A 23,818-nucleotide genomic window follows, 5' to 3' on the forward strand; every position below is an offset into this window, starting at 1 on the left:
ATTACCTATACAGTCGATATTTCCACAAAAGGGAATACAGGAAGGCGCTTCAAACCTGCATAACGATATTTAACCAACTCAAACATATACACAGGATGTGTCGCACGCGCAAACACACGGAGTTTGTAATCCGACGAGGACGAAGCAGTTACATGATCTACAGTGAACTCCACAGGTAACGATAGATCTACTCCACTTAACGACACTACTCTGTTAAAAACTACAGAGCCACCTCCACCAACGAGTTCAACTCCCACCAAACCATCCTGAAGCCCATCGGTCGTGAATGCCACCATAATAGACTTAATAGTTGCAGGAATGGCGATCGGATATTCTGCATATGGAATATCATGAAGAGATTTTGATAACTCAAGAACGATATTAGTACTACCGCTCTTAGCGGCTTGTGAAAATTCTTTCATTTGGCCAAATTGGGGCATCAAACTCTCCCACAAGTCATTCTTTCGGGCCATGAATCCTAATCGCTTAGAATTAGAAGCTGCCTGCCTAAGCCTAGCTAACTCCTCGAGACTTTCAATCAATTTTTTGGGACTTTTTATTACATCATTTGCTGGAAGAGCAATGCTGCCACCGTGCTCACTGGCTATCATTTTCAATCTGCTTTCAACCGTTGAAAACCCATTGAATTTGGCTGACTGAGTTATAAAGTCTAGTACGCTGCAGCTGGTCGAGCCTGAAAATTGTTGTTCACAATATGCTCTATTATTATTTTTTACTTCCTGAAAATCAACTCCATCCAAACTTTGCAACATATCAAGCCAAGAACGTGCAGTGAACGGTGAAGATACGACACAACCAATATTCAGCTCCCGCAACTCTGAATAAGGCATGTAATCAGGAACGACGAGCAAAGCATTCAAAACATCCGCAGACTTAGCTACGTTCATTGTCTTGTATTTATTATTAATCGTTTCGCTAGGCGCATGAATGAGAACATCGGGACTGTATTTAGAAATCTGCAAGAGAGCAGATTCCCAATTCAGCTCAAAAGGTATAGTTACCAATTCAAGCTTATCATGCTTCTTGAATTCTTCTGAAAACGCAGAACTAGCGCCGCCCACAATTAACTTAATGCTTCTGCCTGACTCCACATACTTCAGAAATGCGGGCAGCATTACCTCTTGAAGGGCAGATAGTCGATGACTTCCTCCTGCGAAGGCGATTACTAATTGTTCTCGAACAGGAACTGAATCATCCACACCTATCTTCAAGTCACGAAAGGACGGTGGAAAAAATTCTACATTCGAATGAATCAGATGTTCCTTAAAGTAATCTTGCAAAGTACTGGTACTTGTTAAAACGCCAGAAAAATCTTTCAGCTTATTTCGTAGTGCTTTTTTACTAAAATCTTCAAAGAAGTTCATCTCCTTGCTTTCTTGAAGCAACGTAAGATTATCATCTGTGAAATAATAGCAAGGAACCTGCATTTTTTGTGCGGCTGCTATCCATTCAAAAAAAGGATCCAACTGCCGAACAAATACAATGCAACTAGCATGGGCAATTTCTGAGATCGGCCAACCACCAGGATATCGAACCACGCGAACTCGACTTTTCCATTCTTCTGGCAAATAATCAAAATAGATACTAGTGCAAGCATCGTGATTACCAGTGATCACCAGAACTTTCCTGTTATCATCTGATTTATTTAACGAACTTTCTATCTCAAAATTAGCCCGAGTACGTGCGTGCGCAACAGCCATCTCTCTCACAGCTACGGCGGTACAGTGAGATGCAGAATCAGGCAAACCGAATATATCATAGTCTTCAAAATTTTCCGGCCGTAGCGCGTTATCACGCTCTTGCCTCATTTTCTCTTCGGATGCCCAAGTATCTAGCGCATACGTGTTACCGAGGCTGTCATGGGTCGCAGGACCACCAATCTCCCCGACACATACATCCACGAACCGTAAAATGTACTTCCTCGAGATTCTTCGCCATAAATCCCAATCACACAAACGTGTCATAAGGATATGAGGATCATACAGCCCTATATCATCAAGAATGCCACGGGGCACCAGAACAGCATTATTCGAAATGCAATTCCAACTATTTATGTTATGAGATGCTAAACTTGCACCGAGGGGAAAAAGTTGCTCATTACCAGACCCAACATCTTTAATTCTCATCCCGACTGTGCCATAAATTACCTGATCGGGTGTCGCCTTAGCATGCGCATAAAGCTCTAATAAAGCATCGGGGAAAAACACGTCATCATCGAAAGCAAACGCGATGTATTGACCGCGCGACCTCGAATAAGCCTCGTACTCAGAAATAGCAGGGAGCCCGATATTTTTAATATGACGTAGACAACTTACTCGCGAATCCCTAGCCATAAACTCAGCAATAATCTCAGCACTACCATCGGTACTCGCGTCGTCTACTATGATCAGTTCAAGATCAGTTAATGTTTGGCTTAAAACGGACTCAATAGCGCTACGAAACTTACCACTTTTTGCCCGTCTAAAAGTCGGCAAAAGAACGGAGACTAAAGGGCGGGTCTCCTCAGCATACGAACTGCCGGGCATCCATTGAGTTTCGCGAATAAGATCTCTGACTTTCATGTTCAAACCTTAAACAGTTGCCGAATAATTATCTGAATAAGTCTTTAGCACCTGGTCGGTTTTCCCATCCATGCGGACTTTTCCTTTTTCAAGCCAAATCGTACGCTCGCAAAAATCGCTAACCAGATCTGGAGAGTGACTCGAAAAAACAAGAATTTTTCCTTGAGTCATAAACTTCTTCATCCGTTCTTGAGCTTTATGAGCAAAATTTATATCTCCAGCGCCCATAACTTCATCAAGAAGCAAAACTTCAGGATTGATTGCGGTCGACACTGAGAATGCTAAGCGAATGAACATGCCAGCTGAGTAAGTGCGTACCGGATAGTTCAAAAACTCGCCCAACTCTGAAAACTCTGCAATTTCTTCCATTTTTGCTTTGATTTCTCGAGGCTTTAAACCTAGTAACAGTGCACGAATTCGAATATTATCCCATCCGGATTGATTCATTTCGAAACCGGTCGCGAATTCAAACATGGGACAAACATGTCCTAGTGTATTAGCTGTCCCAGAGGTAGTAGGATATATACGCGCCATAACCTTTAACAGGGTGCTTTTGCCGGCCCCGTTCAATCCGATTAGACCGACGCGTTCGCCTCGTTCAATTGACAAATTGATATTAGAGAGCGCATTAATCGTATATTCTTTAGTGTTGGACATGACCGGCCGACGGAGTATCGTATTTTTCAACCTACCTACGAAATCAGTCTGCCCAGAAAAAACGACGCTCGCATCTTTTAGGGCTATAGAAATATCGCTCATAACATATAAACCACTTTCTTGTCCATTTTAGACCCAAGCACTATACAGATTACCCATAGAAGAGTTAGATAAGCTGCGCAAAAAATATAGTCTTGCTTGACGGCAAACGCTCCTTCCAAAATAGGGAAACGCACAACATCTACCAGATAATAAAGCGGGTTGTATTTATATATAAAATCCAAACCGCGATCTTTCAACATAGCGACCGGAAACATGATCGGAGTAACAAAGAACAAGACCTGAAAAATCCCGCTCATTGCATGCGGAAGATCCCTGAAGCGTGCAGATAAGTATGCACTTAGAGTTATGTGCCCTAAGCCCGCAACCAATAGAATTCCCAGCCCTGGCAGCGCATACAGCCAACCAATAGGTTTAAATCGATCAAAAAACAACAGTGTACCTGCCAGAGCAACAACGCCAACAAGCATTACAATAGTCAACGTTACCAATACTCGAAACAGATAAATTTGTTTCGGAAAAGAAAACTGTTTGATATAGCCCTCAGACCCAACAAATGCATATCCTCCGTCAACAAAAGAAGACACGAGGAAGCCCCAAATTATCAAACCGCATGTAAGATACGGAAGAAATTCCGCCATTGGCTGTTTAAGTAATACTCCATATACCATACCCGCACCCAACACCATCATTGCGAGGTTTATCAGTATCCAGAACGGCCCCATAGCCGATCTTCGAAAGCGTGCCTTAATATCCTGAAGCCCCATGTATAGCCATACACGCCACTCGAGAAGCGATTTTAATGCACTAGGTAAAAAACTATTCTGACTGATCATCTAAAGCCTATTTAGCTCAAGCACTATTAATTTACCGTTACGGGACACTTCGTTGAAGCCCAGCTTTTCGTATAACCTAATCGCCCTGACGTTTTCTTCCAGAACTTCTAGATATACGCTATCAAGCGCAAGCTGCTGCCAACACGTTTCAATCAATAGTTGGCAGCCTCGCTTGATATAACCTTTACCTGCGCCTTCGGGGGCAGCAAGAAAGCGTCCGACTTCGGCGCGCTTTCTCTGCAGATCCACGCCATAAACGGCGCATTGCCCAACCAACTCACCATCTGCCGCGATCACAAACACAAAATCATCAGACTTTTTTGAATAGGACTCGAACCACTTTACATGACTGTTCCATTCAATAATGTGTGAGTTAATGAACCATCGGCGATTTTCGTCTCGGTTTCTCCAATCCAACGTAGACTGTAAATCCGCCGCCTCTAGTAGACGGATCTCGACGACTTGATCAGATGCTGAGTGGAGGGTAGGTTTCATTTTGCGTACTTGGCAACCAATTGAGATACTGTGTCAACATCGGCTTTACTTAGTCCCATGTGTACAGGGAGCGAAATAATTTCCTGGGATGCCAATGCTGCTTTAGGGCAGGTGCCATTACCATGCGCATACATACGATATTCCGTGTTATCACGGTAATGTACGCCTGGGTATACCTGGTGCTCGTTGAGGGCCAGCATCAGCTCTTCACGGTTTTTGACACGGATTTGCACAAGGTGAGTTGACGACTCACATTCCGGATTAATTTCTATAAAGCGTACTTTATCGCTACCTTCCAGGTTTTCACGATACCACTTAGCGAGCTGGCGACGGTAAGCGTTATCACGATCCAGATACTTCAACGCAACCAAGCCCATGACAGCCATGATCGAGTTGCCGTGGTATTTGAAGCCGACTTCTTCAACATCGTACATCCACTTGTACGCGCCCTGAGCGGCAGTACGTGCGTATGTATCCTTGTTGATTCCCAACCAGCTCATCTTGCGTACGCGTTCGTCATCTTCAGCATTTTTGAAGCAAATCATGCCCGAGTCGGCTGTTGCTAGGTTTTTTACGGCCTGGAAGCTAAACACTACAACGTCCGCTTCTGGACATACATGCCGCCCATTGATGCGAGTACCCGACATATGGGCAGCGTCAAGAATCACAGCAATGTTACGTGCTTTACAGATTTCAAGGATTTTCGAGTACTGACCGACGTTGCCACCAATACCTACAAAAATCAGTGCCTTTGTCTTGTCGGTGATGCGCTGCTCGACGTTAGCGGGGTCCAGACACAGCGATTCGTCAACATCCGCGAATACAGGCGTCAAGCCTGCGTAGAGAATTGCGTGGTTAGTCGATACGAAGGTTAGCGGAGTAGTAATGACTTCCGCATCATCGCCCCATCCATTCTTCGTCTTGAGCAAGCGGAAAGCTAGCTCCAAACCTACGGTGTTCGACGAAAGAAAATGTGCGTGCGGCAGCCCGGTATAGGACTTCCATGCTTCTTCCATCTCAACAGTTTTAAAACCTAACCCAGTCCAGCCTTTCTCAAGACATTCACGAATCCCTTCAAGGCATTCGTCGACACGAAATTTAGGTACAAACAGTTGAATTGACATGTATTTAGCCTCGAATCACAAGTGCTGTGCGGTTTAAATTTTTATCCAATTACATCTTTCGCGGGGAAGCTCCCTAAGAGCCAGCCCAGCCGTCTGCAGATCAATGACTCTCGTGCTCCAAGAGGCGCTTGAGGTACTTACCGTAGCCATTTTTAATTAATGGCATAGCTAACGCGAGCAGTTGATCGTCCGATATCCATCCCTTGCGCCATGCCAACTCTTCAGGGCACGCGACTTTGAGGCCTTGTCGGTTTTCCAAGGTTGCAATGAAATGGCTCGCTTCAAGCAGGGACTCGTGAGTCCCAGTATCCAGCCAAGCATATCCCCTTCCCATAATTTCCACCGAGAGGTTGTTACGCTCCAGGTAAACGCGATTCACATCAGTGATTTCAAGTTCGCCACGCTCAGAGGGTTTAATGCTCTTAGCAATTTCCACTACGTTTGCATCATAAAAATAAAGACCGGTCACTGCGTAGCTCGATTTCGGCTCTAATGGCTTCTCTTCTAAACTAATAGCCTTGCCAGACTTGTCAAACTCGACCACGCCATAACGCTCTGGATCATTTACATGGTATGCAAAAACACTTGCGCCACTATCACGCTGCATAGCGTTTGCCAAGAGTTCCTGAAAATCGTGCCCGTGGTAAATATTATCGCCGAGTACTAATGCGCACGCATTACCGTCGAGAAATTCCTCACCAATGATGAATGCTTGAGCCAGTCCATCAGGGTATGGCTGAACGGCATAACTAAGATTGATTCCCCATTTTGAACCGTCGCCGAGGAGTTGCTCGAAACGAGGCGTATCCTGAGGGGTGGAAATAATCAATATGTCTCTAATTCCCGCAAGCATTAATGTGCACAGCGGATAGTAGATCATCGGCTTATCAAAAACCGGGAGAAGTTGTTTTGAAATTGCAAGCGTTGCTGGATGTAAGCGCGTACCCGAGCCACCCGCAAGAATTATACCTTTACGAAACATAATCATCCCTGCCTAGCCATATCAGAAATTGTGCGCCTAATGTGATTCTTCCAGTCAGGAATATTTATATTAAACACATTTTTAATTTTTGAGTTATCAAGTCTAGAGTTTTTTGGCCTAATAGCTTTGGTAGGATATTGGGCGCTGCTGACTGCTACGATATCCTCCTCAGTGCACTTCAAATCCATGCCTAAATCAAGAGCCTCAGTGACCAAATAACGAGCGTACTCATACCAACTCGCATAGCCCGATGCGACCAAGTGGTACGTACCACTCAGGCGCTGGGGATCCTCACCATTTAGAATTCTGTAAAGACACAGGATTGTTGTATCGGCAACCAACGATGCACTAGTAGGGGCTCCAGCCTGATCATTTACTACTGAAAAAGTACTTTTACTCGCAGCAAGACGCAGAATCGTTTTCGCAAAGTTACCACCCCGGGCGGAGTAAACCCAACTTGTTCTCATTAAAAGGTGGTTACATCCGCTACTAACAACTGCACTCTCACCTAGCGCTTTTGAGCGCCCGTAAGCGCTCAACGGATTAGGACGATCAATCTCTGTGTAAGGCAAAGCTGACTGCCCATCAAAAACATAGTCAGTAGAATAATGTACAAGCCAAGCACTGTTAATTACGGCGTAGTCCGCTAGAGCTTTAACCAGATGATGATTGATTTTTTGCGCTTCTTCCTCGCAAGTTTCCGCCAAATCTACAGCGTTATAAGCGGCAGCATTAACAATAATATCTGGACGTTCCAATTCAAGATAAGCTGATACCGCGTCCAAATCAGAAAGGTCGACTTTGCTACGATCACAAGCGACTAAGTTACCAAGTAGAGGCAAGGAGCGCTGCAGCTCCCACCCCACTTGCCCGTTACTACCAAATAGCATGATTTTTTTCATGTGTACTGCCTGCTTACCCAATCACGATAAGCGCCGCTAGTAACATTGCTAACCCATCCCTGATTATTCAAGTACCACTCAACAGTCTTGCGAATACCAGTTTCGAAAGTCTCTGCCGGTTTCCAGCCCAATTCACGTTCAAGCTTCCGTGCATCGATTGCGTACCGGCGGTCGTGGCCTGGGCGGTCAGTAACGTAAGCGATTTGCTGATGGTACGGCTGACCATCCGAACGCGGGCGCAGTTCGTCAAGTAATGCGCAAACAGTATGCACGATGTCGAGATTGGGCTTTTCATTCCAACCGCCGACGTTGTAGGTCTCACCGATTTTGCCGGCTTCGAGCACACGGCGGATTGCGCTGCAATGGTCTTTGACATAAAGCCAATCACGAATCTGCTGCCCATCGCCGTACACAGGCAAGGATTTACCGGCGAGCGCATTTACAATCATCAACGGAATGAGCTTTTCCGGAAAATGGTATGGGCCATAATTATTCGAACAATTGGTAGTCAGTACGGGTAAGCCATAAGTATGGTGGTAGGCACGTACCAAGTGGTCACTTGCAGCCTTGCTTGCCGAATAAGGACTGTTGGGTTCGTATTGGTGAGTTTCGGTAAAAGCCGGATCATCTTTTGCCAAAGATCCGTAAACCTCATCCGTCGATACGTGCAAGAAACGAAACGCCTCTTTCGCACTCTGCTCAAGTCCGCCCCAATAGGCTCGCACGGACTCTAATAAGCGGAACGTACCGACGATGTTTGTTTCAATGAAGTCTTCCGGACCATGGATCGAGCGATCAACATGGGATTCAGCAGCGAAATTGAGGATCGCACGTGGCTGATGCTCTCTTAACAAGCGTGCGACCAGTTCGCTATCACCGATGTCGCCTTGGATGAAGGTGTGCCGCGCATCCCCGTCCAAACTGGCAAGACTTTCCAGGTTCCCGGCGTAGGTCAGCTTGTCCAGGTTGACTACCTGTTCATCCGACTGCGCCAGCCAGTCCAGTACAAAGTTTGCCCCGATAAAACCGGCACCGCCAGTGACTAAGATGGTCATAAAATTAGATCTTTTTCAGTAGAACGACGAGGATGAGTCCGAGGTTTCCAAAGAACGTCTGCCGGTAGATACCAGCCCGCTGAAAACCCAGGATTCTTGGAAAGAGTTTCTGTTTACGTGCTTCTTTGAATCGACCAAAGGTCACCTGATGCTCAGGGCTCAGTCGATGATACATTGCTTCAAGCGCATGGATTATCTGATCATTCCATTTACAAAAACTGCCTCGGAAAATCAAAGGCAAACGCTCCAAACGGGCTAACCAGCCGGAATTCCCGCCTATCAGGTTTTCATCATGCTGACGGTAAAGCAGCATCGGCTCTGGATCATAATGAACTTCTCCTCCAGCACCGGAAATAAGTACATACGCCCACCAATCGTGGCACGGAACATCCACGCGATCCCCCGCTTCAAGCAGGAGTTTGCGCGCCGCTTGATTGAAGACCATTGTGTTCCCGCCACCGATGCTTTGAACCAAGGCGTTAGAAAAATGAGGGGGAAGTCTAAAACGTGGCGAGTATCCGCAGAAGTCACCGGACTCGCCAATTAATTCAGTACGACCGCAGTAAAGAGCAGGGATATCAGCGGGGACATTTTGTAGCCAGGTGACAGCCTTCTCAAGCTTCTCATCCTTCCAGATGTCATCTTGATCTGACCAGGCAAAGAATTTTGCAGTGATGTCGGATCGGCAAGCCAGGGACAGGAAATTGGCTACGAACCCTCTCTTGGGACCTTCCGAAATGTGAACGTGCTTTACGCCCATTGTGCTTCGAAATGTTTGCAGGATCTTCTGCGTCCCGTCTTGAGACCCATCATCGGAAACGTACAGCGTCCAATTGGGATACGTCTGACGTTGAAAAGACTTGAGTTGCTCAGCAAGAAACGACGCACCGTTGTAGGTGCACATGAGAATTGCAACGTTCGCAATAGGCTCGCCAGCTGCCTGGACGGCATGATCTGTACCAAAACGATGGTCTGAAACCGTCACAAAATCCCTCTTTGCGCGAACCGCCGCCCCATAGAGGCGTCATCACTATAAAAAACCATTGATATGTGTTTTGTTCTGAGCGAACGATTGTACATTCTACATCAATCGAAGCAACTCACACCTCCAAAAACCGACGACAGCCGTGCGTCTCACAGATCCGTCGAACAACGGAAAAAGGCCCATCGGGGTTTCGAAGCAGCAGAGATTGCCACTCTCCTCATGAGAGGAAAACGGCGAACAGGCGACGGTTGAAAATCTTCAATCGTCAACACACCAACGTGCGAGCAGTGGAGACCGGACAGGCCCTCCAGCCTCCGATCAACGGCGGTTTTTTATCTGTTTTGCCCGACTTAAACGTAACTCCATGCCAAATCCTAGGCTCTAGAGTAACTAAGACTGGCTGAATAGGAAAAAATCATAAATCCTTTGTGACTTTTTGATGTGTTGCGCCCGCTTTCCGCCCTATAAATATCGTGACTACACAAACAAGGAAGAACAGAATTTTATCGCGCATGCGGCGGCGACAACGCCAAGCGTTGAAAGATAGGGTCAATAACTGCCATCGGCTCAGCGAAAGCGAGCTCACAACAAACGGCGCAGAATCAACACCCACTAACTGAGCAATTAATTTTACCTGATCAAACCACCAACCATTATTGATAGTTCTATAACGAGACAAGATAGATTTAAATCCGGTATTTGCACCAACCTGGTTATGCTCATGCTGTCGATAATCCATGGATGGTACCGCGTCTATGAACCATTTAAATCGATGACTACGCGCATAAGCATAGAAAAACCAATCGTGCAGGCTCACCCGTTGTAAGACATCCCAATTGGTAACCACCGAAGCCTTAATGGACATGATCAAGCGTTTATTCAGTACGTAAGTACAACCGGGACCGGCCGCTTCGAACAAATAGTCCCATTCGACTTGAGCCTGAGCCTTGTCAAGTAATCGTGTTTTACCATCGGGCCAAAAGGCAATGACATTACTCGAATATGCTTCAGCTTTCTGCTGCTCCATGCGAGACACCGCGCGGAGAAGTTTATCCGCATACCAGATATCATCCTGATCCGCAAAAGCTACGTATTCAAAGTGATCTATTTCAACATCACGAATCAATCGGAAAAAATTGCGCGACGCGCCACCAAACTTTCCCGCTGTTGGTAATAAGACGACGTTGGATTCGGTAGCTGCTAGCCTCGAACACCAAACCTCAGTTCCGTCACTCGAAGGATCTACGCTGATATATACCGTAACGTCAACCCCAGACTGACCTAGAATTGAAGCCATCTGCTCTTCAATCCAGCGCATTCCATTGTAAGCAGCTAACAACACTGCGACTTTTGGTAATTTTACAGACATGCCATTCCACTGGTAGCGCTTAGCTCGAAAGCCTTATTAATAAGATTGCCGTCACTTGGGATCGAGCTTACGAAAGAGGAGCCTGAGAGCGAGCAAGGAAATTTTAGCACTTCAGCTAGAAAACAGCTGCGTAGAAAGACGACCCGTTTTCTTTCGGTAAACGGATAACATCGGCTTCACAATTGATAAATCCGTGAAGGGCAAGCGCCAACTCACGCCTGATACAAACCAAGCTGAAGGAGTTCAGGTCAGCAACTCTAGCAACATCAAACGGCGTGCTTCCGTGACCGCCGGGCAACCCTACCGAAAAACCAGCCCAACACAGGACCAATCAACATGCCAATCAGCAACGCCAACACCGCGACAACCGACACCGGCAACTGCGGGCCGGAAAAACCCAGAAACAAAAGCGAAACCGATTGCTGATTCTCCAGCACAAACGCCAGAACAACCAGAACCATCAGCAGAAGAAAAACGCCAAGCAGTATGCGTTTCAGATTACGCATTCACGCGCCCTCGAATTTGAATAGCGAAGATCAAGCGCCCTCCTCCTCTTCCTCGTTCACGCGATCACGCAATTCCTTGCCCGGCTTGAAATGCGGCACGAATTTACCGTCCAGACTTACCGACTGGCCGGTTTTCGGGTTGCGGCCGACGCGCGGTGCGCGGTAGTGCAGGGAGAAGCTGCCAAATCCACGGATCTCGATACGATCACCGGTGGCGAGGCACTGAGACATTTGTTCAAGCATGGTCTTGATGGCCAGCTCCACATCCTTGGATGAGAGTAGCCCTTGATGGGTGACAATTCGTTCGATCAACTCCGACTTCGTCATATTTTTCCCTTCTTTTTCAAGCAGCTAGATCAGCGCTTGAAAGGTTTTAGCATGCCCGGAAGATTTTGAACAGCCCAGGGATTGACATATCTTTCCCGGGGTCAAAACGCCCATTTTCAGGGCACTCCAGTGGCGAGTCGGATCGCCGCTGCCCTAACGACACATCACCAGCATGGTCCGGGTCACGAAACCCGCCGGATTAAAGCCAAACGGGTATTCGTCTTCATCTTTGGCATCGTCAGAACGGGTGATGACCTTATAGCCCTTGCCTTTGCACTCCTTCGCTGCACGCTTCTGGCATTTCTCCCAACCGGAACCCAACCCGGAGCAATCGACCTCGATACCACTGACGCCGCGCACCGCATGGGTTTTCGCACTGGTGGTGCACCCTGCCAGCGCCAAGACCACTGCAACAACAAGTAACTTGTTCATCCACTTCCTTATGCCAGGCAAGCCTGACGACTAATGCTCAAGATCAAGCTTAGTCGCGAATAGGCGATTGATCCGATTAAAGAAACAGACCCGCAGGCGTCGGCATTGGTTTCATGCACGGTCGTACAAAGACCAAATCGCAGGCACAAAAAAGGGCGACCGAAGTCGCCCTTTTTAATGATCAAGCAGAACTCAGTTCTGTTTGGCCATTGCTTGACGCAGCAGTGCCGCCATAGTGGTGTCAGCTGCTTCGCCTTCCGGAGCTGCTTTCAGGCTCTGGATGGCTTCTTTCTCTTCAGCATCGTCTTTCGACTTGATCGAGAGCTGGATTACGCGGCTCTTGCGATCAACGCTGATGATCTTGGCTTCAACTTCCTGGCCTTCTTTCAGAACGTTGCGCGCGTCTTCAACGCGGTCACGGCTGATTTCGGAGGCTTTCAGGGTAGCTTCGATGTCGTCGGCCAGAACGATGATGGCGCCTTTGGCGTCAACTTCTTTCACGGTACCGGTCACGATAGCGCCCTTGTCGTTAACCGAGACGTACTCGGAGAACGGATCGCTTTCCAGTTGCTTGATGCCCAGGGAGATGCGCTCGCGCTCTGGGTCAACCGACAGGATGACGGTGTCCAGCTCGTCGCCCTTCTTGAAACGACGTACGGCTTCTTCGCCCACTTCGTTCCAGGAGATGTCGGACAGGTGAACCAGACCGTCGATGCCGCCGTCCAGACCAATGAAGATACCGAAATCGGTGATCGACTTGATGGTGCCGGAGATCTTGTCGCCCTTGTTGAACTGGCCAGAGAAGTCTTCCCATGGGTTCGACTTGCACTGCTTGATGCCCAGGGAGATACGACGACGCTCTTCGTCGATGTCCAGAACCATGACTTCCACTTCGTCGCCGACTTGTACGACTTTCGAAGGGTGGATGTTCTTGTTGGTCCAGTCCATTTCCGAAACGTGTACCAGACCTTCAACGCCTTCTTCCAGCTCAGCGAAGCAGCCGTAGTCGGTCAGGTTGGTTACACGAGCGGTAACGCGAGTGCCTTCTGGGTAACGGGCTTTGATAGCAACCCATGGATCTTCGCCCAGTTGCTTCAGGCCCAGGGAAACACGGTTGCGTTCGCGATCGTATTTCAGAACCTTGACGTCAATCTCGTCACCAACGTTGACGATCTCGGAAGGATGCTTGATGCGCTTCCAGGCCATGTCGGTGATGTGCAGCAGGCCGTCCACGCCACCCAGATCGACGAATGCGCCGTAATCGGTGAGGTTTTTGACGATACCTTTGACTTGCTGGCCTTCCTGCAGGGATTCCAGCAGAGCTTCACGCTCGGCGGAGTTCTCGGCTTCGAGGACGCTGCGACGGGAAACGACAACGTTGTTGCGCTTCTGGTCCAGCTTGATGACCTTGAATTCCAGCTCTTTGCCTTCCAGGTGCGTGGTGTCGCGCACTGGACGGACGTCAACCAGGGAACCTGGCAGGAACGCACGGATGCCGTTAACGTCGACAGTGAAGCCGCCTTTAACCTTACCGTTGATAACGCCCTTGACCACTTCCTCGGCTGCGAAGGCTGCTTCCAGAACGATCCAGCATTCAGCGCGCTTGGCTTTTTCACGGGACAGCTTGGTTTCGCCAAAGCCGTCTTCAACCGAATCCAGAGCAACGTGAACTTCATCACCAACGTTGATGTTCAGTTCGCCAGCATCGTTGTAGAACTGCTCAAGCGGGATGAGTGCTTCAGACTTCAGACCAGCGTGAACGGTTACCCAGCGAGCCTGGTAATCGATATCAACGATAACACCGGTGATGATGGAGCCTGCCTGAAGGTTCAGGGTTTTCAGGCTTTCTTCAAAGAGTTCCGCAAAGCTTTCGCTCATTTTAATTCCTGTAGATGAGGGCGAAGTAAACGCCCATCTCCACACCCCAGACGGTGTGGGTTAGTTTCATTTAAAAGAAGCACCGCAGGACTATGACTGGTCCCCTGCGGCCCTCTTGGTCACCCGGCGATATCGCGAATGGCGATCTCGCTCATGATGCGCTCAAGCACCTGATCGATGGAAAGCTCCGTTGAATCCAGCTGAATCGCGTCGGCCGCCGGCTTGAGCGGGGCTACTGCGCGCTGGGTGTCACGCTCATCGCGTGCACGGATCTCATCTAGCAGACTCGACAGACTAACACCCTCGACTTTGCCCTTCAACTGCAAATATCGACGGCGCGCCCGCTCCTCGGCACTGGCGGTGAGGAAAATCTTCAGTGGTGCATCCGGAAAAACCACCGTGCCCATGTCGCGGCCGTCGGCCACCAGGCCCGGCGCTTCCTGGAAAGCACGCTGGCGCTGCAGCAGCGCCTCGCGCACAGCGGGCAGCGCAGCCACTTGCGAGGCGCCGAAACCGACGCTTTCGGTGCGGATGACATCGCTGACTTCGTCGCCTTCGAGAATGATCCGCTGCAGCTGACCTTCGGTCGCGGCGATGAACTGCACATCCAGATGAGCGGCCAATGTCTTCAGCAGCTCTTCATTGGTCAGGTCGACGCCATGGTTGTGCGCAGCAAACGCCAGCAATCGATAAAGCGCACCGGAATCCAGCAGGTTCCAGCCCAGACGCTTGGCCAGAATCCCGGCGACCGTGCCTTTACCGGAGCCGCTTGGCCCATCGATGGTGATGACCGGTGCAATGTTTTTCACGACTGAGCCTCTTGTGCCACACGAATGCCGACTTGCCCGCACAGTGCGAGGAAGTTGGGGAACGAGGTCGCGACGTTGGCGCAATCATGGATGCGGATCGGTGCGGTAGCGCGCAACGAGGCAACGCTGAAGGCCATGGCGATACGGTGGTCGCCGTGCCCGTGCACTTCACCGCCGCCGATCTGGCCGCCGTCGATGATGATGCCGTCCGGGGTCGGTTCGCACTTGACGCCCAGCGCCAGCAAACCGTCCGCCATGACCTGAATCCGGTCGGATTCCTTGACCCGCAGCTCTTCGGCGCCGGTGAGCACGGTACGCCCTTCGGCGCACGCAGCCGCAACGAACAGGACCGGGAATTCGTCGATGGCCAGCGGCACCAGCTCCTCCGGAATCTCGATACCTTTGAGTTTAGCTGCGCGCACGCGCAAGTCAGCCACTGGTTCGCCACCGACCTCACGCTGGTTTTCCAGAGTGATATCGGCACCCATCAGCCGCAGGATGTCGATCACGCCAGTACGGGTCGGGTTGATGCCGACGTGCTCAAGCACCAGCTCGGAACCCTCGGCGATCGAGGCCGCGACCAGGAAGAACGCCGACGACGAGATATCGCCCGGCACTTCGATGTGAGTCGCGGTGAGCTTGCCGCCGGATTCGACCGAAGCCGTGGCGCCGTCGACGCTGACCGGGTAGCCGAAGCCACGCAGCATGCGCTCGGTGTGATCGCGGGTCGGTGCCGGCTCGGTCACCGTGGTCTTGCCTTCAGCATAGAGACCGGCAAGCAGCAGGCAGGATTTCACCTGGGCACTGGCCATCGGCATGGTGTAGGTCAGGCCTTTGAGCTTGTGACCACCGCGAATGGTCATCGGTGGACGACCTTCGGCAGCGGTTTCGATCACGGCGCCCATTTCTCGCAGAGGATTAGCCACGCGATTCATCGGACGCTTGGACAGCGAAGCGTCGCCGGTCAAGGTGCTGTCGAAGTTCTGCGCCGCCAGCAGGCCGGAGAGCAGACGCATCGAGGTGCCGGAGTTGCCCAGGTAGATCGGGCCAGGCGCAGGTTTCAGGCCGTGCAGGCCGACACCGTGGATGGTCACGCGGCCGTGATGTGGGCCTTCGATGACCACGCCCATGTCGCGAAACGCCTGCAAGGTCGCCAGGGCGTCTTCGCCCTCGAGGAAGCCTTCGACTTCGGTGACGCCTTCGGCCAGCGAGCCGAGCATGATCGAACGGTGGGAAATCGATTTGTCGCCCGGTACGCGAATCCGACCGGACAGGCGGCCACCAGGTTGAGCCAGGAAGATCAGATCGTTGGAATTCATAGCGTCCACATAGGCCCTGCGGGCCAGGATTTTACTGAAATGCTCGCGGGCAACCCGGGCGCGCGTGAAAACGCCCAACAATTGGTGCCCATCCCCTGCATCGACCGCGTCGCGCAAGGCGTCGAGGTCGCTGCGAAATGTATCGAGTGTGCGCAGGACAGCCTCGCGGTTGGCGAGGAAGATGTCGTGCCACATCACCGGGTCGCTTCCGGCGATTCTTGTGAAATCGCGAAAACCACCGGCAGCGTAACGGAAGATCTCCAGATTTTCATTGCGCTTGGCCAACGAATCGACCAGACCGAAGGCCAGCAGATGCGGCAAATGACTGGTCGCGGCCAGCACTTCATCGTGACGCTCGACCTGCATGTGCTCGACATCGGCGCCCAGTTCGCGCCACAGGCGATCGACCACCGCCAGCGCGGCAGGATCGGTCTGCTCGAGCGGCGTCAGGATCACCTTGTGCCGGCGGAACAGCTCGGCATTCGAGGCTTCCACCCCGCTCTGTTCGGAACCGGCAATCGGGTGCCCGGGGACGAAACGCGCCGGCATGCCGCCGAACGCTTCGGTCGCCGCGCGCACTACGTTGCCTTTGGCGCTGCCGACATCCGTAAGAATCGCCTGCCCCAGGTCCATGACAGCCAGACGCGCGAGCAGCTTTTCCATGGCCAGAATCGGCACCGCCAGCTGAATCACATCGGCACCGATGCAAGCCGCCGCCAAATCGTCTTCGCAGCGATCGACCACACCCAATTCGACCGCGAGCTTGCGCGATTGCGGATCCAGATCGACGCCGACCACTTCACGGCACAAGCCGCTTTCACGCAAACCCTTGGCAAACGAACCACCGATCAGCCCCAGACCAACCACCACAAGGCGACCGATCATAGGTGCAGCAGGTTGCAGCGCAGTGACATCAACCACGAGCCAGAACCTTGCGCAGCGCCTCAAGGAAACGGCTGTTTTCTGCCGGCAGACCGATGGTCACCCGCAGGTGGTTCGGCATGCCGTAATTGGCCACCGGACGCACGATCACGCCTTCGCGCAGCAAGCCCTGAAATATCGGTGCGGCTACTTGACCGAGGTCGACGCAGATGAAGTTGCCTTTCGATTCGATCCAGCTCAAGCCCAACTCACGGAAACCGGCCTGCAACTGCTGCATGCCCGCCTCATTGAGCTGACGGCTTTGCGCCAGATATTCCTCGTCCTTCAGCGCCGCACAGGCCGCCGCCAAAGCGAGGCTGTTGACGTTGAACGGCTGACGCACACGGTTCAGCACATCCGCCACCACCGGGGTGGACAGGCCGTAGCCAACACGCAATGACGCCAGACCATAAGCCTTGGAGAAGGTGCGTGAAACCAGCAGGTTCGGGTAAGCGGCGAGGAAATCCAGGCCATCCGGCAGATCGCTGCCTTCGGCGTACTCGATGTACGCCTCGTCCAGCACCACCAGAACGTGCTCCGGAACATCCTGAAGAAACTCGTCCAGCGCCTCAGCGCCGAACCAGGTACCGGTCGGGTTGTTCGGGTTGGCGATAAATACGACGCGGGTATTGGCATCAATGGCCGCGAGCATTGCAGGCAGGTCATGCCCCCAATCCTTGGCCGGCACCACTTTGGCCTGCGCGCCGACCGCCTGAGTGGCGATCGGATACACCGCAAACGCGTGCTCGCTAAACACCGCATTCAGGCCCGGTGCCAGATAGGCACGCGCGACCAGCTCAAGAATGTCGTTGGAGCCGTTGCCCAAGGTGACCTGGCTCAGCTCGACACGGCATTGCTCGGCCAGCAGGGATTTCAGCGCGAAACCGTTGCCGTCCGGATAACGGGTCAGCTCGGCCAGTTCTTCGCGGATCGCCGCCAAGGCTTTCGGACTGGCGCCCAGAGGGTTTTCGTTGCTCGCCAGTTTGACGATTTTGGCCGGATCCAGATCCAGCTCGCGCGCCAGTTCGTCCACAGGCTTGCCCGGAACGTACGGCGAAAGTTGTTGCACGCCCGGCTGTGCCAGAGCGAGGAAGTTGCCACTCATTTGCTACCGCCCCTTAGAGAACTGCTTTCGGGTAGGAACCCAGCACTTTGAGTGCTACTGCTTCCTGACTGATCTTTTCCAGCACACCTTTGATCAACGGATCACGGTGGTGGCCGACGAAGTCGATGAAGAACACGTAGGTCCATTTGCCGCTGCGCGACGGACGGGTTTCGATGCGAGTCAGGTCGATGCCATTGTCGTGGAACGGCACCAGCAGCTCGTGGAGCGCGCCGGGCTTGTTGCTCATCGACACGATGATCGAGGTCTTGTCGTCGCCGGTCGGCGGCACTTCCTGGTTACCGATCATCAGGAAGCGCGTCGAGTTGTCCGGGCGATCTTCGATCTTCTCGGCCAGACGCGTCAGGCCGTACAGCCCTGCCGCCATGTCGCCAGCGATCGCCGCCGAATTCCACTCACCCTTGACCCGCTTGGCGGCTTCAGCGTTGCTCGACACCGCGACGCGTTCGACATTCGGGTAATGCGCGTCCAGCCACTTGCGGCACTGGGCCAGCGACTGCGCATGGGAATAGATGCGGCTGATGCTGTCGGTCTTGGTATTTTCGCCGACCAGCAAATGATGGTGGATGCGCAGCTCGACTTCGCCGCAGATCACCATGTCGTGTTCGAGGAAGCTGTCCAGCGTGTGATTGACCGCGCCTTCGGTGGAGTTTTCCACCGGCACCACGCCGAAATTCACCGCACCGGCCGCCACCTCACGGAACACTTCGTCGATTGCCGCCATCGGCTTGCTGATCACTGCGTGGCCGAAGTGCTTCATCGCTGCCGCTTGGGTGAAGGTGCCTTCAGGACCGAGATAAGCCACTTTCAGTGGCTGCTCCAGCGCCAGGCACGACGACATGATTTCGCGGAACAGCCGCGCCATTTCTTCGTTGCCCAGCGGCCCCTGATTGCGCTCCATCACACGCTTGAGCACCTGAGCTTCGCGCTCGGGACGATAGAACACCGGCACTTCGCCTTCGGCCAGCGAGGCCATCTTCACGCGGGCGACTTCCTGGGCGCAACGCGCACGCTCACTGATCAGCTCGAGGACCTTGGTGTCCAGAGCGTCGATGCGAACGCGCAGTGCCTTGAGTTCTTGCTCGGACATCAGCCGTGTTCCTTCTCGAATTCCGCCATGTACTCCACCAGCGCGTTGACCGCGGTGATGTCGACGGCGTTGTAGATGGAGGCGCGCATGCCGCCCACCGAGCGGTGGCCCTTGAGGTTGAGCAGGCCGCGCTCGTCGGCACCGGCGAGGAACGGCTTGTCCAGACGATCATCAGCCAGACGGAACGGCACGTTCATCCATGAGCGATCCGACTTGTTGATCGGGTTGCTGTAGAGGCCACTGGCGTCGATGAAGTCGTACAGGGTGCGCTGCTTGACGTCGTTGAGCCTGGCGATCGCTTCGACGCCGCCCTGCTCTTTCAGCCATTGGAACACCAGACCGGACAGGTACCAGGCCAGCGTCGGCGGGGTGTTGTACATCGAACCGTTATCAGCGGCGACCTTGTAGTTGAGCATGGTCGGGCACAGCGAGCGGGCCTTGCCGAGCAAGTCTTCGCGGATGATGTTGACGACGATGCCGCTCGGGCCGATGTTCTTCTGCGCGCCGGCGTAGATCATGCCGAAACGCGAAATATCGACCGGGCGCGAGAGGATGTCCGAAGACATGTCCGCCACCAGTGGCACGTCACCGGTTTGCGGGATCCACTGGAATTCCAGACCGCCGATGGTTTCGTTCGGCGCGTAGTGAACGTAAGCGGCGTCTTTCGACAGGTTCCACTCGTTCTGGCCGGGAATGGCGAAATAGTCGTAAGGCTTGGCAGTGGCAGCAACGTTGACGTGGCCATAGCGCGAGGCTTCTTCGATGGCTTTCTGCGACCAGATACCGGTGTCGATGTAGTCGGCCGAGCCGCCTTCAGGCAACAGGTTCAGCGGGATCTGCGCGAATTGCTGGCTGGCGCCGCCCTGCAGAAACAGCACTTTGTAGTTCGACGGGATATTCAGCAGGTCACGCAGATCCTGCTCGGCCTGGGTGGCAATGGACACGAACTCATCGCTGCGATGGCTCATTTCCATGACCGACAGACCCTTGCCGTGCCAATCAAGGAGTTCACCCTGGGCGCGCTGCAGGACAGCTTCAGGCAGCGCCGCCGGACCGGCGCAGAAGTTATAGGCTCGCTTGCTCACATCCAATCTCGCTCTGATTTGGTGGTCACTTGAATCTTCTGGTTTGCGGCTGATCGTTCCCACGCTCCGCGTGGGAATGCATCCAATGACGCTCTGCGTCATGGGACGCGGAGCGTCCCCAGCGGCATTCCCACGCAGAGCGTGGGAACGATCATCCGCAGTGTTGCAAATTTTCATACCGGACAAATAACAAGGGGGCGAATTCTCATCCGCCCCCTCGTTTGTCCGCTTATTCCTGCGGTTCTTCGTCTGCTGCGGCGTCGAGTTGCTGGTCTTCACCCGCTTCGTCGATACCGACGCTGCCTGCGATTTCCTCGCCCTCTTCACCTTCGAGCTCTTCGCCTTCGATTTCCGAAGGCTCCTGAACCCGCTCCAGCCCGACCAGGGTTTCATCCTTGGCCAGCTTGATCAGCGTCACGCCCTGTGTGTTACGACCCAGGCTCGACACTTCGTCGACACGGGTACGCACCAGAGTGCCCTGATCGGAGATCAGCATGATTTCTTCGCCGTCGAGCACCTGTACCGCGCCGACCAGACGGCCGTTACGCTCGTTGCTGACCATGGCGATCACGCCCTGACCGCCACGCTTGTACTCAGGGAACTCGGTGATCGCGGTGCGCTTGCCATAACCACGCTCGGAAGCGGTGAGGATCTGGCTGCCTTCTTCCGGGATCAGCATGGAAATCAGCTTCTGCCCTTCCGGCAGACGCATGCCGCGCACGCCGCGAGCGGTACGGCCCATGGCACGCACGTCGGACTCTTTGAAACGGGTGACCTTGCCGCCGTCGGAGAACAGCATCACTTCGCGCTCGCCATCGGTGATGGCTGCAGAGATCAGCACGTCGCCTTCGTCCAGCTCCAGAGCGATCAGACCGACGCTGCGCTGACGGCTGAAGGATTCCAGCGGGGTCTTCTTCACGGTGCCGTTGGCGGTGGCCATGAAGATGTAGTGACCTTCGGTGTATTCCTCGACCGGCAGCATGGTGGTGATGTATTCACCATCATCCAGCGGCAGCAGGTTGACCAGCGGACGACCACGGGCCGCGCGGGATGCTTCCGGAATTTCGTAGGTCTTGAGCCAGTACACCTTGCCCTTGCTGGAGAACAGCAGCAGCGTGGTGTGGCTGTTGGCGACCAGCAGGTGAGCGATGTAGTCCTCATCCTTGACGCCGGTAGCCGATTTGCCTTTGCCACCACGACGCTGAGCCTGGTACGCAGCCAGCGGCTGGGTCTTGGCGTAGCCACCGTGGGAGATGGTCACGACGCGCTCTTCTTCCGGGATCATGTCGCCCAGGGTCAGATCGAGACGGGCATCGAGAATTTCGGTGCGGCGCACGTCGCCGTATTCGGCGCGGATCACTTCCAGTTCTTCGCGGATCACTTCCATCAGGCGCACAGCGCTGTTGAGGATGCGGATCAGCTCGCCGATCTGGTTGAGAATCTCTTGATACTCGGCCAGCAGCTTCTCGTGCTCCAGACCGGTCAGACGGTGCAGGCGCAGTTCGAGAATGGCTTGCGCCTGTTCTGGCGAGAGGAAGTACTTGCCTTCACGCAGACCGTATTGCGGATCGAGGTTTTCCGGACGGCACGAATCGGCACCGGCACGTTCAACCATCGCCACCACAGCTGAGGATTCCCAAGGCGTGCTGATCAGCGCTTCCTTGGCTTCCGATGGCGTTGGCGACGCCTTGATCAGGGCGATCACCGGGTCGATGTTCGACAGGGCAACGGCCTGGCCTTCGAGAATGTGCCCACGCTCGCGCGCCTTGCGCAGTTCGAACACGGTACGACGGGTAACCACTTCGCGACGGTGACGGACGAAGGCTTCCAGCAGATCCTTGAGGTTGAGGATGCGTGGGCGGCCGTCGATCAGCGCGACGATGTTGATACCGAACACCGATTGCAGCTGGGTCTGGGCGTAGAGGTTGTTGAGGATCACCTCCGGCACTTCGCCGCGACGCAGTTCGATCACGACACGCATACCGTCCTTGTCGGACTCGTCGCGCAGCTCGGTGATGCCTTCGAGCTTCTTCTCTTTGACCAGCTCGGCGATCTTCTCGATCAGACGCGCCTTGTTCAGCTGGTAAGGCAGCTCGGTGATGACGATCTGCTGACGGCCACCGACCTTGTCGATGTCTTCGATGATCGAGCGGGCACGCATGTAAATGCGTCCGCGACCGGTGCGGTAGGCTTCGATGATGCCGGCACGACCGTTGATGATCGCGGCCGTCGGGAAGTCCGGACCGGGGATGTATTGCATCAGCTCATCGACGGTCAGCTCAGGGTTGTCGATGAGGGCCAGGCAACCGTCGATGACTTCACCGAGGTTATGCGGCGGAATGTTGGTCGCCATGCCTACGGCGATACCGCTGGAACCGTTGACCAGCAGGTTCGGCACGCGGGTCGGCATGACCGCCGGGATCAGTTCGGTGCCGTCGTAGTTCGGCACCCAGTCCACGGTTTCCTTGTGCAGGTCAGCCAGCAGCTCGTGCGCCAGCTTGGTCATGCGCACTTCGGTGTATCGCATGGCCGCAGCGTTGTCGCCATCGACCGAACCGAAGTTGCCCTGGCCGTCGACCAGCAGGTAGCGCAGGGAGAAAGGCTGGGCCATGCGAACGATGGTGTCGTACACGGCAGTGTCACCGTGCGGGTGATACTTACCGATCACGTCGCCGACGACACGGGCAGATTTCTTGTACGGCTTGTTGTAGTCGTTGCCCAGCTCGCTCATCGCGAACAGTACGCGACGGTGCACGGGCTTGAGGCCATCGCGCGCATCCGGCAGTGCACGGCCGACGATCACGCTCATTGCGTAGTCGAGGTAGGACTGTTTCAGCTCGTCTTCGATATTGACCGGGAGGATTTCTTTGGCCAGTTCGCCCATGAGAAGCCTGATTCCTTTTTCTGGTGAAACTTCGTCATATCCATGTGGGAGCAACGAAGCTCGTCGGGGCCGGCCGAGTGCCATGCGCCGACTTACGACAAATCAACATTGGATCGCGGATTTGCGCAGTAAAGACAGCTCCGTGGAGCCGCCTCGGAAAACGCCGGATGTTATCACAAAGGCCGCCACGCACCTATCCCCCAGATGCGCATGGAGCATAGTTAGTTGACCGATGACAGGCTTGAGGGGGACGACAGAAGCTCTGAGCTTCTTTGAATGTGAAATCCGGGGCAGATTTACAGTTGTTTATTGACATTCAGGCCCTCATCGCTGGCAAGCCAGCTCCCACAGGTTCAATGCCGGGCACAAAACCTGTGGGCGCTGGCTTGCCAGCGAT

Annotated in this window: 20 protein-coding genes; all 20 read right to left on the reverse strand. The window is 53.2% G+C overall.

Annotated features, from left to right (window positions below; all coding sequences use genetic code 11):
* Positions 1 to 5 precede the first annotated feature (5 nt).
* Positions 6 to 2,582: a glycosyltransferase gene (locus QMX86_RS16510; RefSeq protein ID WP_282384424.1), complete on the reverse strand. Its 2,577-nt coding sequence runs from the start codon at positions 2,580 to 2,582 to the stop codon at positions 6 to 8.
* Positions 2,583 to 2,591: 9 nt separating this feature from the next.
* On the reverse strand, positions 2,592 to 3,341 hold the full coding sequence (locus QMX86_RS16515; RefSeq protein WP_282384425.1) for an ABC transporter ATP-binding protein: 750 nt from the start codon (positions 3,339 to 3,341) through the stop codon (positions 2,592 to 2,594).
* Entirely contained in the window at positions 3,338 to 4,135 is a 798-nt protein-coding gene (locus QMX86_RS16520; RefSeq protein WP_282384426.1) for an ABC transporter permease, read from the reverse strand. The genes QMX86_RS16515 and QMX86_RS16520 overlap by 4 nt, the downstream gene beginning before the upstream one ends.
* Positions 4,136 to 4,630, reverse strand: coding sequence for a GNAT family N-acetyltransferase (locus tag QMX86_RS16525; protein ID WP_282384427.1), 495 nt, complete (start codon positions 4,628 to 4,630; stop codon positions 4,136 to 4,138).
* Complete coding sequence (locus QMX86_RS16530; protein WP_282384428.1) at positions 4,627 to 5,754, reverse strand: DegT/DnrJ/EryC1/StrS family aminotransferase; 1,128 nt, start codon at positions 5,752 to 5,754, stop codon at positions 4,627 to 4,629. The genes QMX86_RS16525 and QMX86_RS16530 overlap by 4 nt, the downstream gene beginning before the upstream one ends.
* 100 nt (positions 5,755 to 5,854) lie before the next feature.
* The gene (rfbA, locus tag QMX86_RS16535; RefSeq protein WP_282384429.1) at positions 5,855 to 6,736 is read right to left on the reverse strand and encodes a glucose-1-phosphate thymidylyltransferase RfbA; all 882 of its coding nucleotides are present in this window, start codon (positions 6,734 to 6,736) and stop codon (positions 5,855 to 5,857) included.
* Positions 6,737 to 6,738: 2 nt separating this feature from the next.
* Positions 6,739 to 7,638, reverse strand: coding sequence for a dTDP-4-dehydrorhamnose reductase (gene rfbD / locus QMX86_RS16540; RefSeq protein WP_282384430.1), 900 nt, complete (start codon positions 7,636 to 7,638; stop codon positions 6,739 to 6,741).
* Complete coding sequence (rfbB, locus tag QMX86_RS16545) at positions 7,635 to 8,693, reverse strand: dTDP-glucose 4,6-dehydratase (RefSeq protein ID WP_282384431.1); 1,059 nt, start codon at positions 8,691 to 8,693, stop codon at positions 7,635 to 7,637. The genes rfbD and rfbB overlap by 4 nt, the downstream gene beginning before the upstream one ends.
* 4 nt (positions 8,694 to 8,697) lie before the next feature.
* Positions 8,698 to 9,678: a glycosyltransferase family 2 protein gene (locus QMX86_RS16550; RefSeq protein ID WP_282384432.1), complete on the reverse strand. Its 981-nt coding sequence runs from the start codon at positions 9,676 to 9,678 to the stop codon at positions 8,698 to 8,700.
* A 415-nt stretch (positions 9,679 to 10,093) separates the two neighbouring features.
* Positions 10,094 to 11,047 carry a glycosyltransferase gene (locus tag QMX86_RS16555; RefSeq protein WP_282384433.1) on the reverse strand — a complete coding sequence of 318 codons (954 nt, stop codon included), beginning with the start codon at positions 11,045 to 11,047 and terminating at the stop codon, positions 10,094 to 10,096.
* A 266-nt stretch (positions 11,048 to 11,313) separates the two neighbouring features.
* On the reverse strand, positions 11,314 to 11,553 hold the full coding sequence (locus QMX86_RS16560; protein WP_282384434.1) for a LapA family protein: 240 nt from the start codon (positions 11,551 to 11,553) through the stop codon (positions 11,314 to 11,316).
* Positions 11,554 to 11,583: 30 nt separating this feature from the next.
* Positions 11,584 to 11,880, reverse strand: a complete 297-nt coding sequence (gene ihfB / locus QMX86_RS16565; protein ID WP_007950920.1) for an integration host factor subunit beta — start codon at positions 11,878 to 11,880, stop codon at positions 11,584 to 11,586.
* A 153-nt stretch (positions 11,881 to 12,033) separates the two neighbouring features.
* Positions 12,034 to 12,312, reverse strand: coding sequence for a hypothetical protein (locus tag QMX86_RS16570; protein WP_110646032.1), 279 nt, complete (start codon positions 12,310 to 12,312; stop codon positions 12,034 to 12,036).
* Between the two features lie 192 nt (positions 12,313 to 12,504).
* Positions 12,505 to 14,190 carry a 30S ribosomal protein S1 gene (rpsA, locus tag QMX86_RS16575; RefSeq protein ID WP_016770920.1) on the reverse strand — a complete coding sequence of 562 codons (1,686 nt, stop codon included), beginning with the start codon at positions 14,188 to 14,190 and terminating at the stop codon, positions 12,505 to 12,507.
* A 119-nt stretch (positions 14,191 to 14,309) separates the two neighbouring features.
* The gene (cmk, locus tag QMX86_RS16580; protein ID WP_282384435.1) at positions 14,310 to 14,999 is read right to left on the reverse strand and encodes a (d)CMP kinase; all 690 of its coding nucleotides are present in this window, start codon (positions 14,997 to 14,999) and stop codon (positions 14,310 to 14,312) included.
* Positions 14,996 to 17,203 carry a bifunctional prephenate dehydrogenase/3-phosphoshikimate 1-carboxyvinyltransferase gene (locus QMX86_RS16585; RefSeq protein ID WP_256674732.1) on the reverse strand — a complete coding sequence of 736 codons (2,208 nt, stop codon included), beginning with the start codon at positions 17,201 to 17,203 and terminating at the stop codon, positions 14,996 to 14,998. The genes cmk and QMX86_RS16585 overlap by 4 nt, the downstream gene beginning before the upstream one ends.
* A 28-nt stretch (positions 17,204 to 17,231) precedes the next feature.
* Positions 17,232 to 18,344 (reverse strand): histidinol-phosphate transaminase, encoded by a 1,113-nt coding sequence (gene hisC, locus QMX86_RS16590; RefSeq protein WP_110646029.1) that lies wholly within the window; start codon positions 18,342 to 18,344, stop codon positions 17,232 to 17,234.
* A gap of 13 nt (positions 18,345 to 18,357) precedes the next feature.
* Positions 18,358 to 19,452, reverse strand: coding sequence for a prephenate dehydratase (gene pheA / locus QMX86_RS16595; RefSeq protein ID WP_016770924.1), 1,095 nt, complete (start codon positions 19,450 to 19,452; stop codon positions 18,358 to 18,360).
* Positions 19,452 to 20,537 (reverse strand): 3-phosphoserine/phosphohydroxythreonine transaminase, encoded by a 1,086-nt coding sequence (gene serC / locus QMX86_RS16600; protein WP_073472348.1) that lies wholly within the window; start codon positions 20,535 to 20,537, stop codon positions 19,452 to 19,454. The genes pheA and serC overlap by 1 nt, the downstream gene beginning before the upstream one ends.
* 229 nt (positions 20,538 to 20,766) lie before the next feature.
* Positions 20,767 to 23,421, reverse strand: coding sequence for a DNA gyrase subunit A (gene gyrA / locus QMX86_RS16605; protein WP_016770926.1), 2,655 nt, complete (start codon positions 23,419 to 23,421; stop codon positions 20,767 to 20,769).
* Positions 23,422 to 23,818 lie beyond the last annotated feature (397 nt).

This window comes from Pseudomonas sp. PS01270, assembly GCF_029959775.1.
GTDB classification, from domain to species: Bacteria; Pseudomonadota; Gammaproteobacteria; order Pseudomonadales; family Pseudomonadaceae; genus Aquipseudomonas; species Aquipseudomonas atacamensis.

Bases quoted from the DNA above. Each gene is read 5' to 3' on its own strand.
- QMX86_RS16525 (WP_282384427.1), bottom strand. From the start codon at position 4,630: ATGAAACCTACCCTCCACTCAGCATCTGATCAAGTCGTCGAGATCCGT.
- pheA (WP_016770924.1), bottom strand. From the start codon at position 19,452: ATGTCCGAGCAAGAACTCAAGGCACTGCGCGTTCGCATCGACGCTCTG.
- QMX86_RS16570 (WP_110646032.1), bottom strand. From the start codon at position 12,312: ATGAACAAGTTACTTGTTGTTGCAGTGGTCTTGGCGCTGGCAGGGTGC.
- rpsA (WP_016770920.1), bottom strand. From the start codon at position 14,190: ATGAGCGAAAGCTTTGCGGAACTCTTTGAAGAAAGCCTGAAAACCCTG.
- QMX86_RS16515 (WP_282384425.1), bottom strand. From the start codon at position 3,341: ATGAGCGATATTTCTATAGCCCTAAAAGATGCGAGCGTCGTTTTTTCT.
- QMX86_RS16530 (WP_282384428.1), bottom strand. From the start codon at position 5,754: ATGTCAATTCAACTGTTTGTACCTAAATTTCGTGTCGACGAATGCCTT.
- rfbB (WP_282384431.1), bottom strand. From the start codon at position 8,693: ATGACCATCTTAGTCACTGGCGGTGCCGGTTTTATCGGGGCAAACTTT.
- hisC (WP_110646029.1), bottom strand. From the start codon at position 18,344: ATGAGTGGCAACTTCCTCGCTCTGGCACAGCCGGGCGTGCAACAACTT.
- QMX86_RS16560 (WP_282384434.1), bottom strand. From the start codon at position 11,553: ATGCGTAATCTGAAACGCATACTGCTTGGCGTTTTTCTTCTGCTGATG.
- gyrA (WP_016770926.1), bottom strand. From the start codon at position 23,421: ATGGGCGAACTGGCCAAAGAAATCCTCCCGGTCAATATCGAAGACGAG.
- QMX86_RS16555 (WP_282384433.1), bottom strand. From the start codon at position 11,047: ATGTCTGTAAAATTACCAAAAGTCGCAGTGTTGTTAGCTGCTTACAAT.
- QMX86_RS16585 (WP_256674732.1), bottom strand. From the start codon at position 17,203: ATGATCGGTCGCCTTGTGGTGGTTGGTCTGGGGCTGATCGGTGGTTCG.
- rfbD (WP_282384430.1), bottom strand. From the start codon at position 7,638: ATGAAAAAAATCATGCTATTTGGTAGTAACGGGCAAGTGGGGTGGGAG.
- QMX86_RS16520 (WP_282384426.1), bottom strand. From the start codon at position 4,135: ATGATCAGTCAGAATAGTTTTTTACCTAGTGCATTAAAATCGCTTCTC.
- ihfB (WP_007950920.1), bottom strand. From the start codon at position 11,880: ATGACGAAGTCGGAGTTGATCGAACGAATTGTCACCCATCAAGGGCTA.
- QMX86_RS16510 (WP_282384424.1), bottom strand. From the start codon at position 2,582: ATGAAAGTCAGAGATCTTATTCGCGAAACTCAATGGATGCCCGGCAGT.
- rfbA (WP_282384429.1), bottom strand. From the start codon at position 6,736: ATGTTTCGTAAAGGTATAATTCTTGCGGGTGGCTCGGGTACGCGCTTA.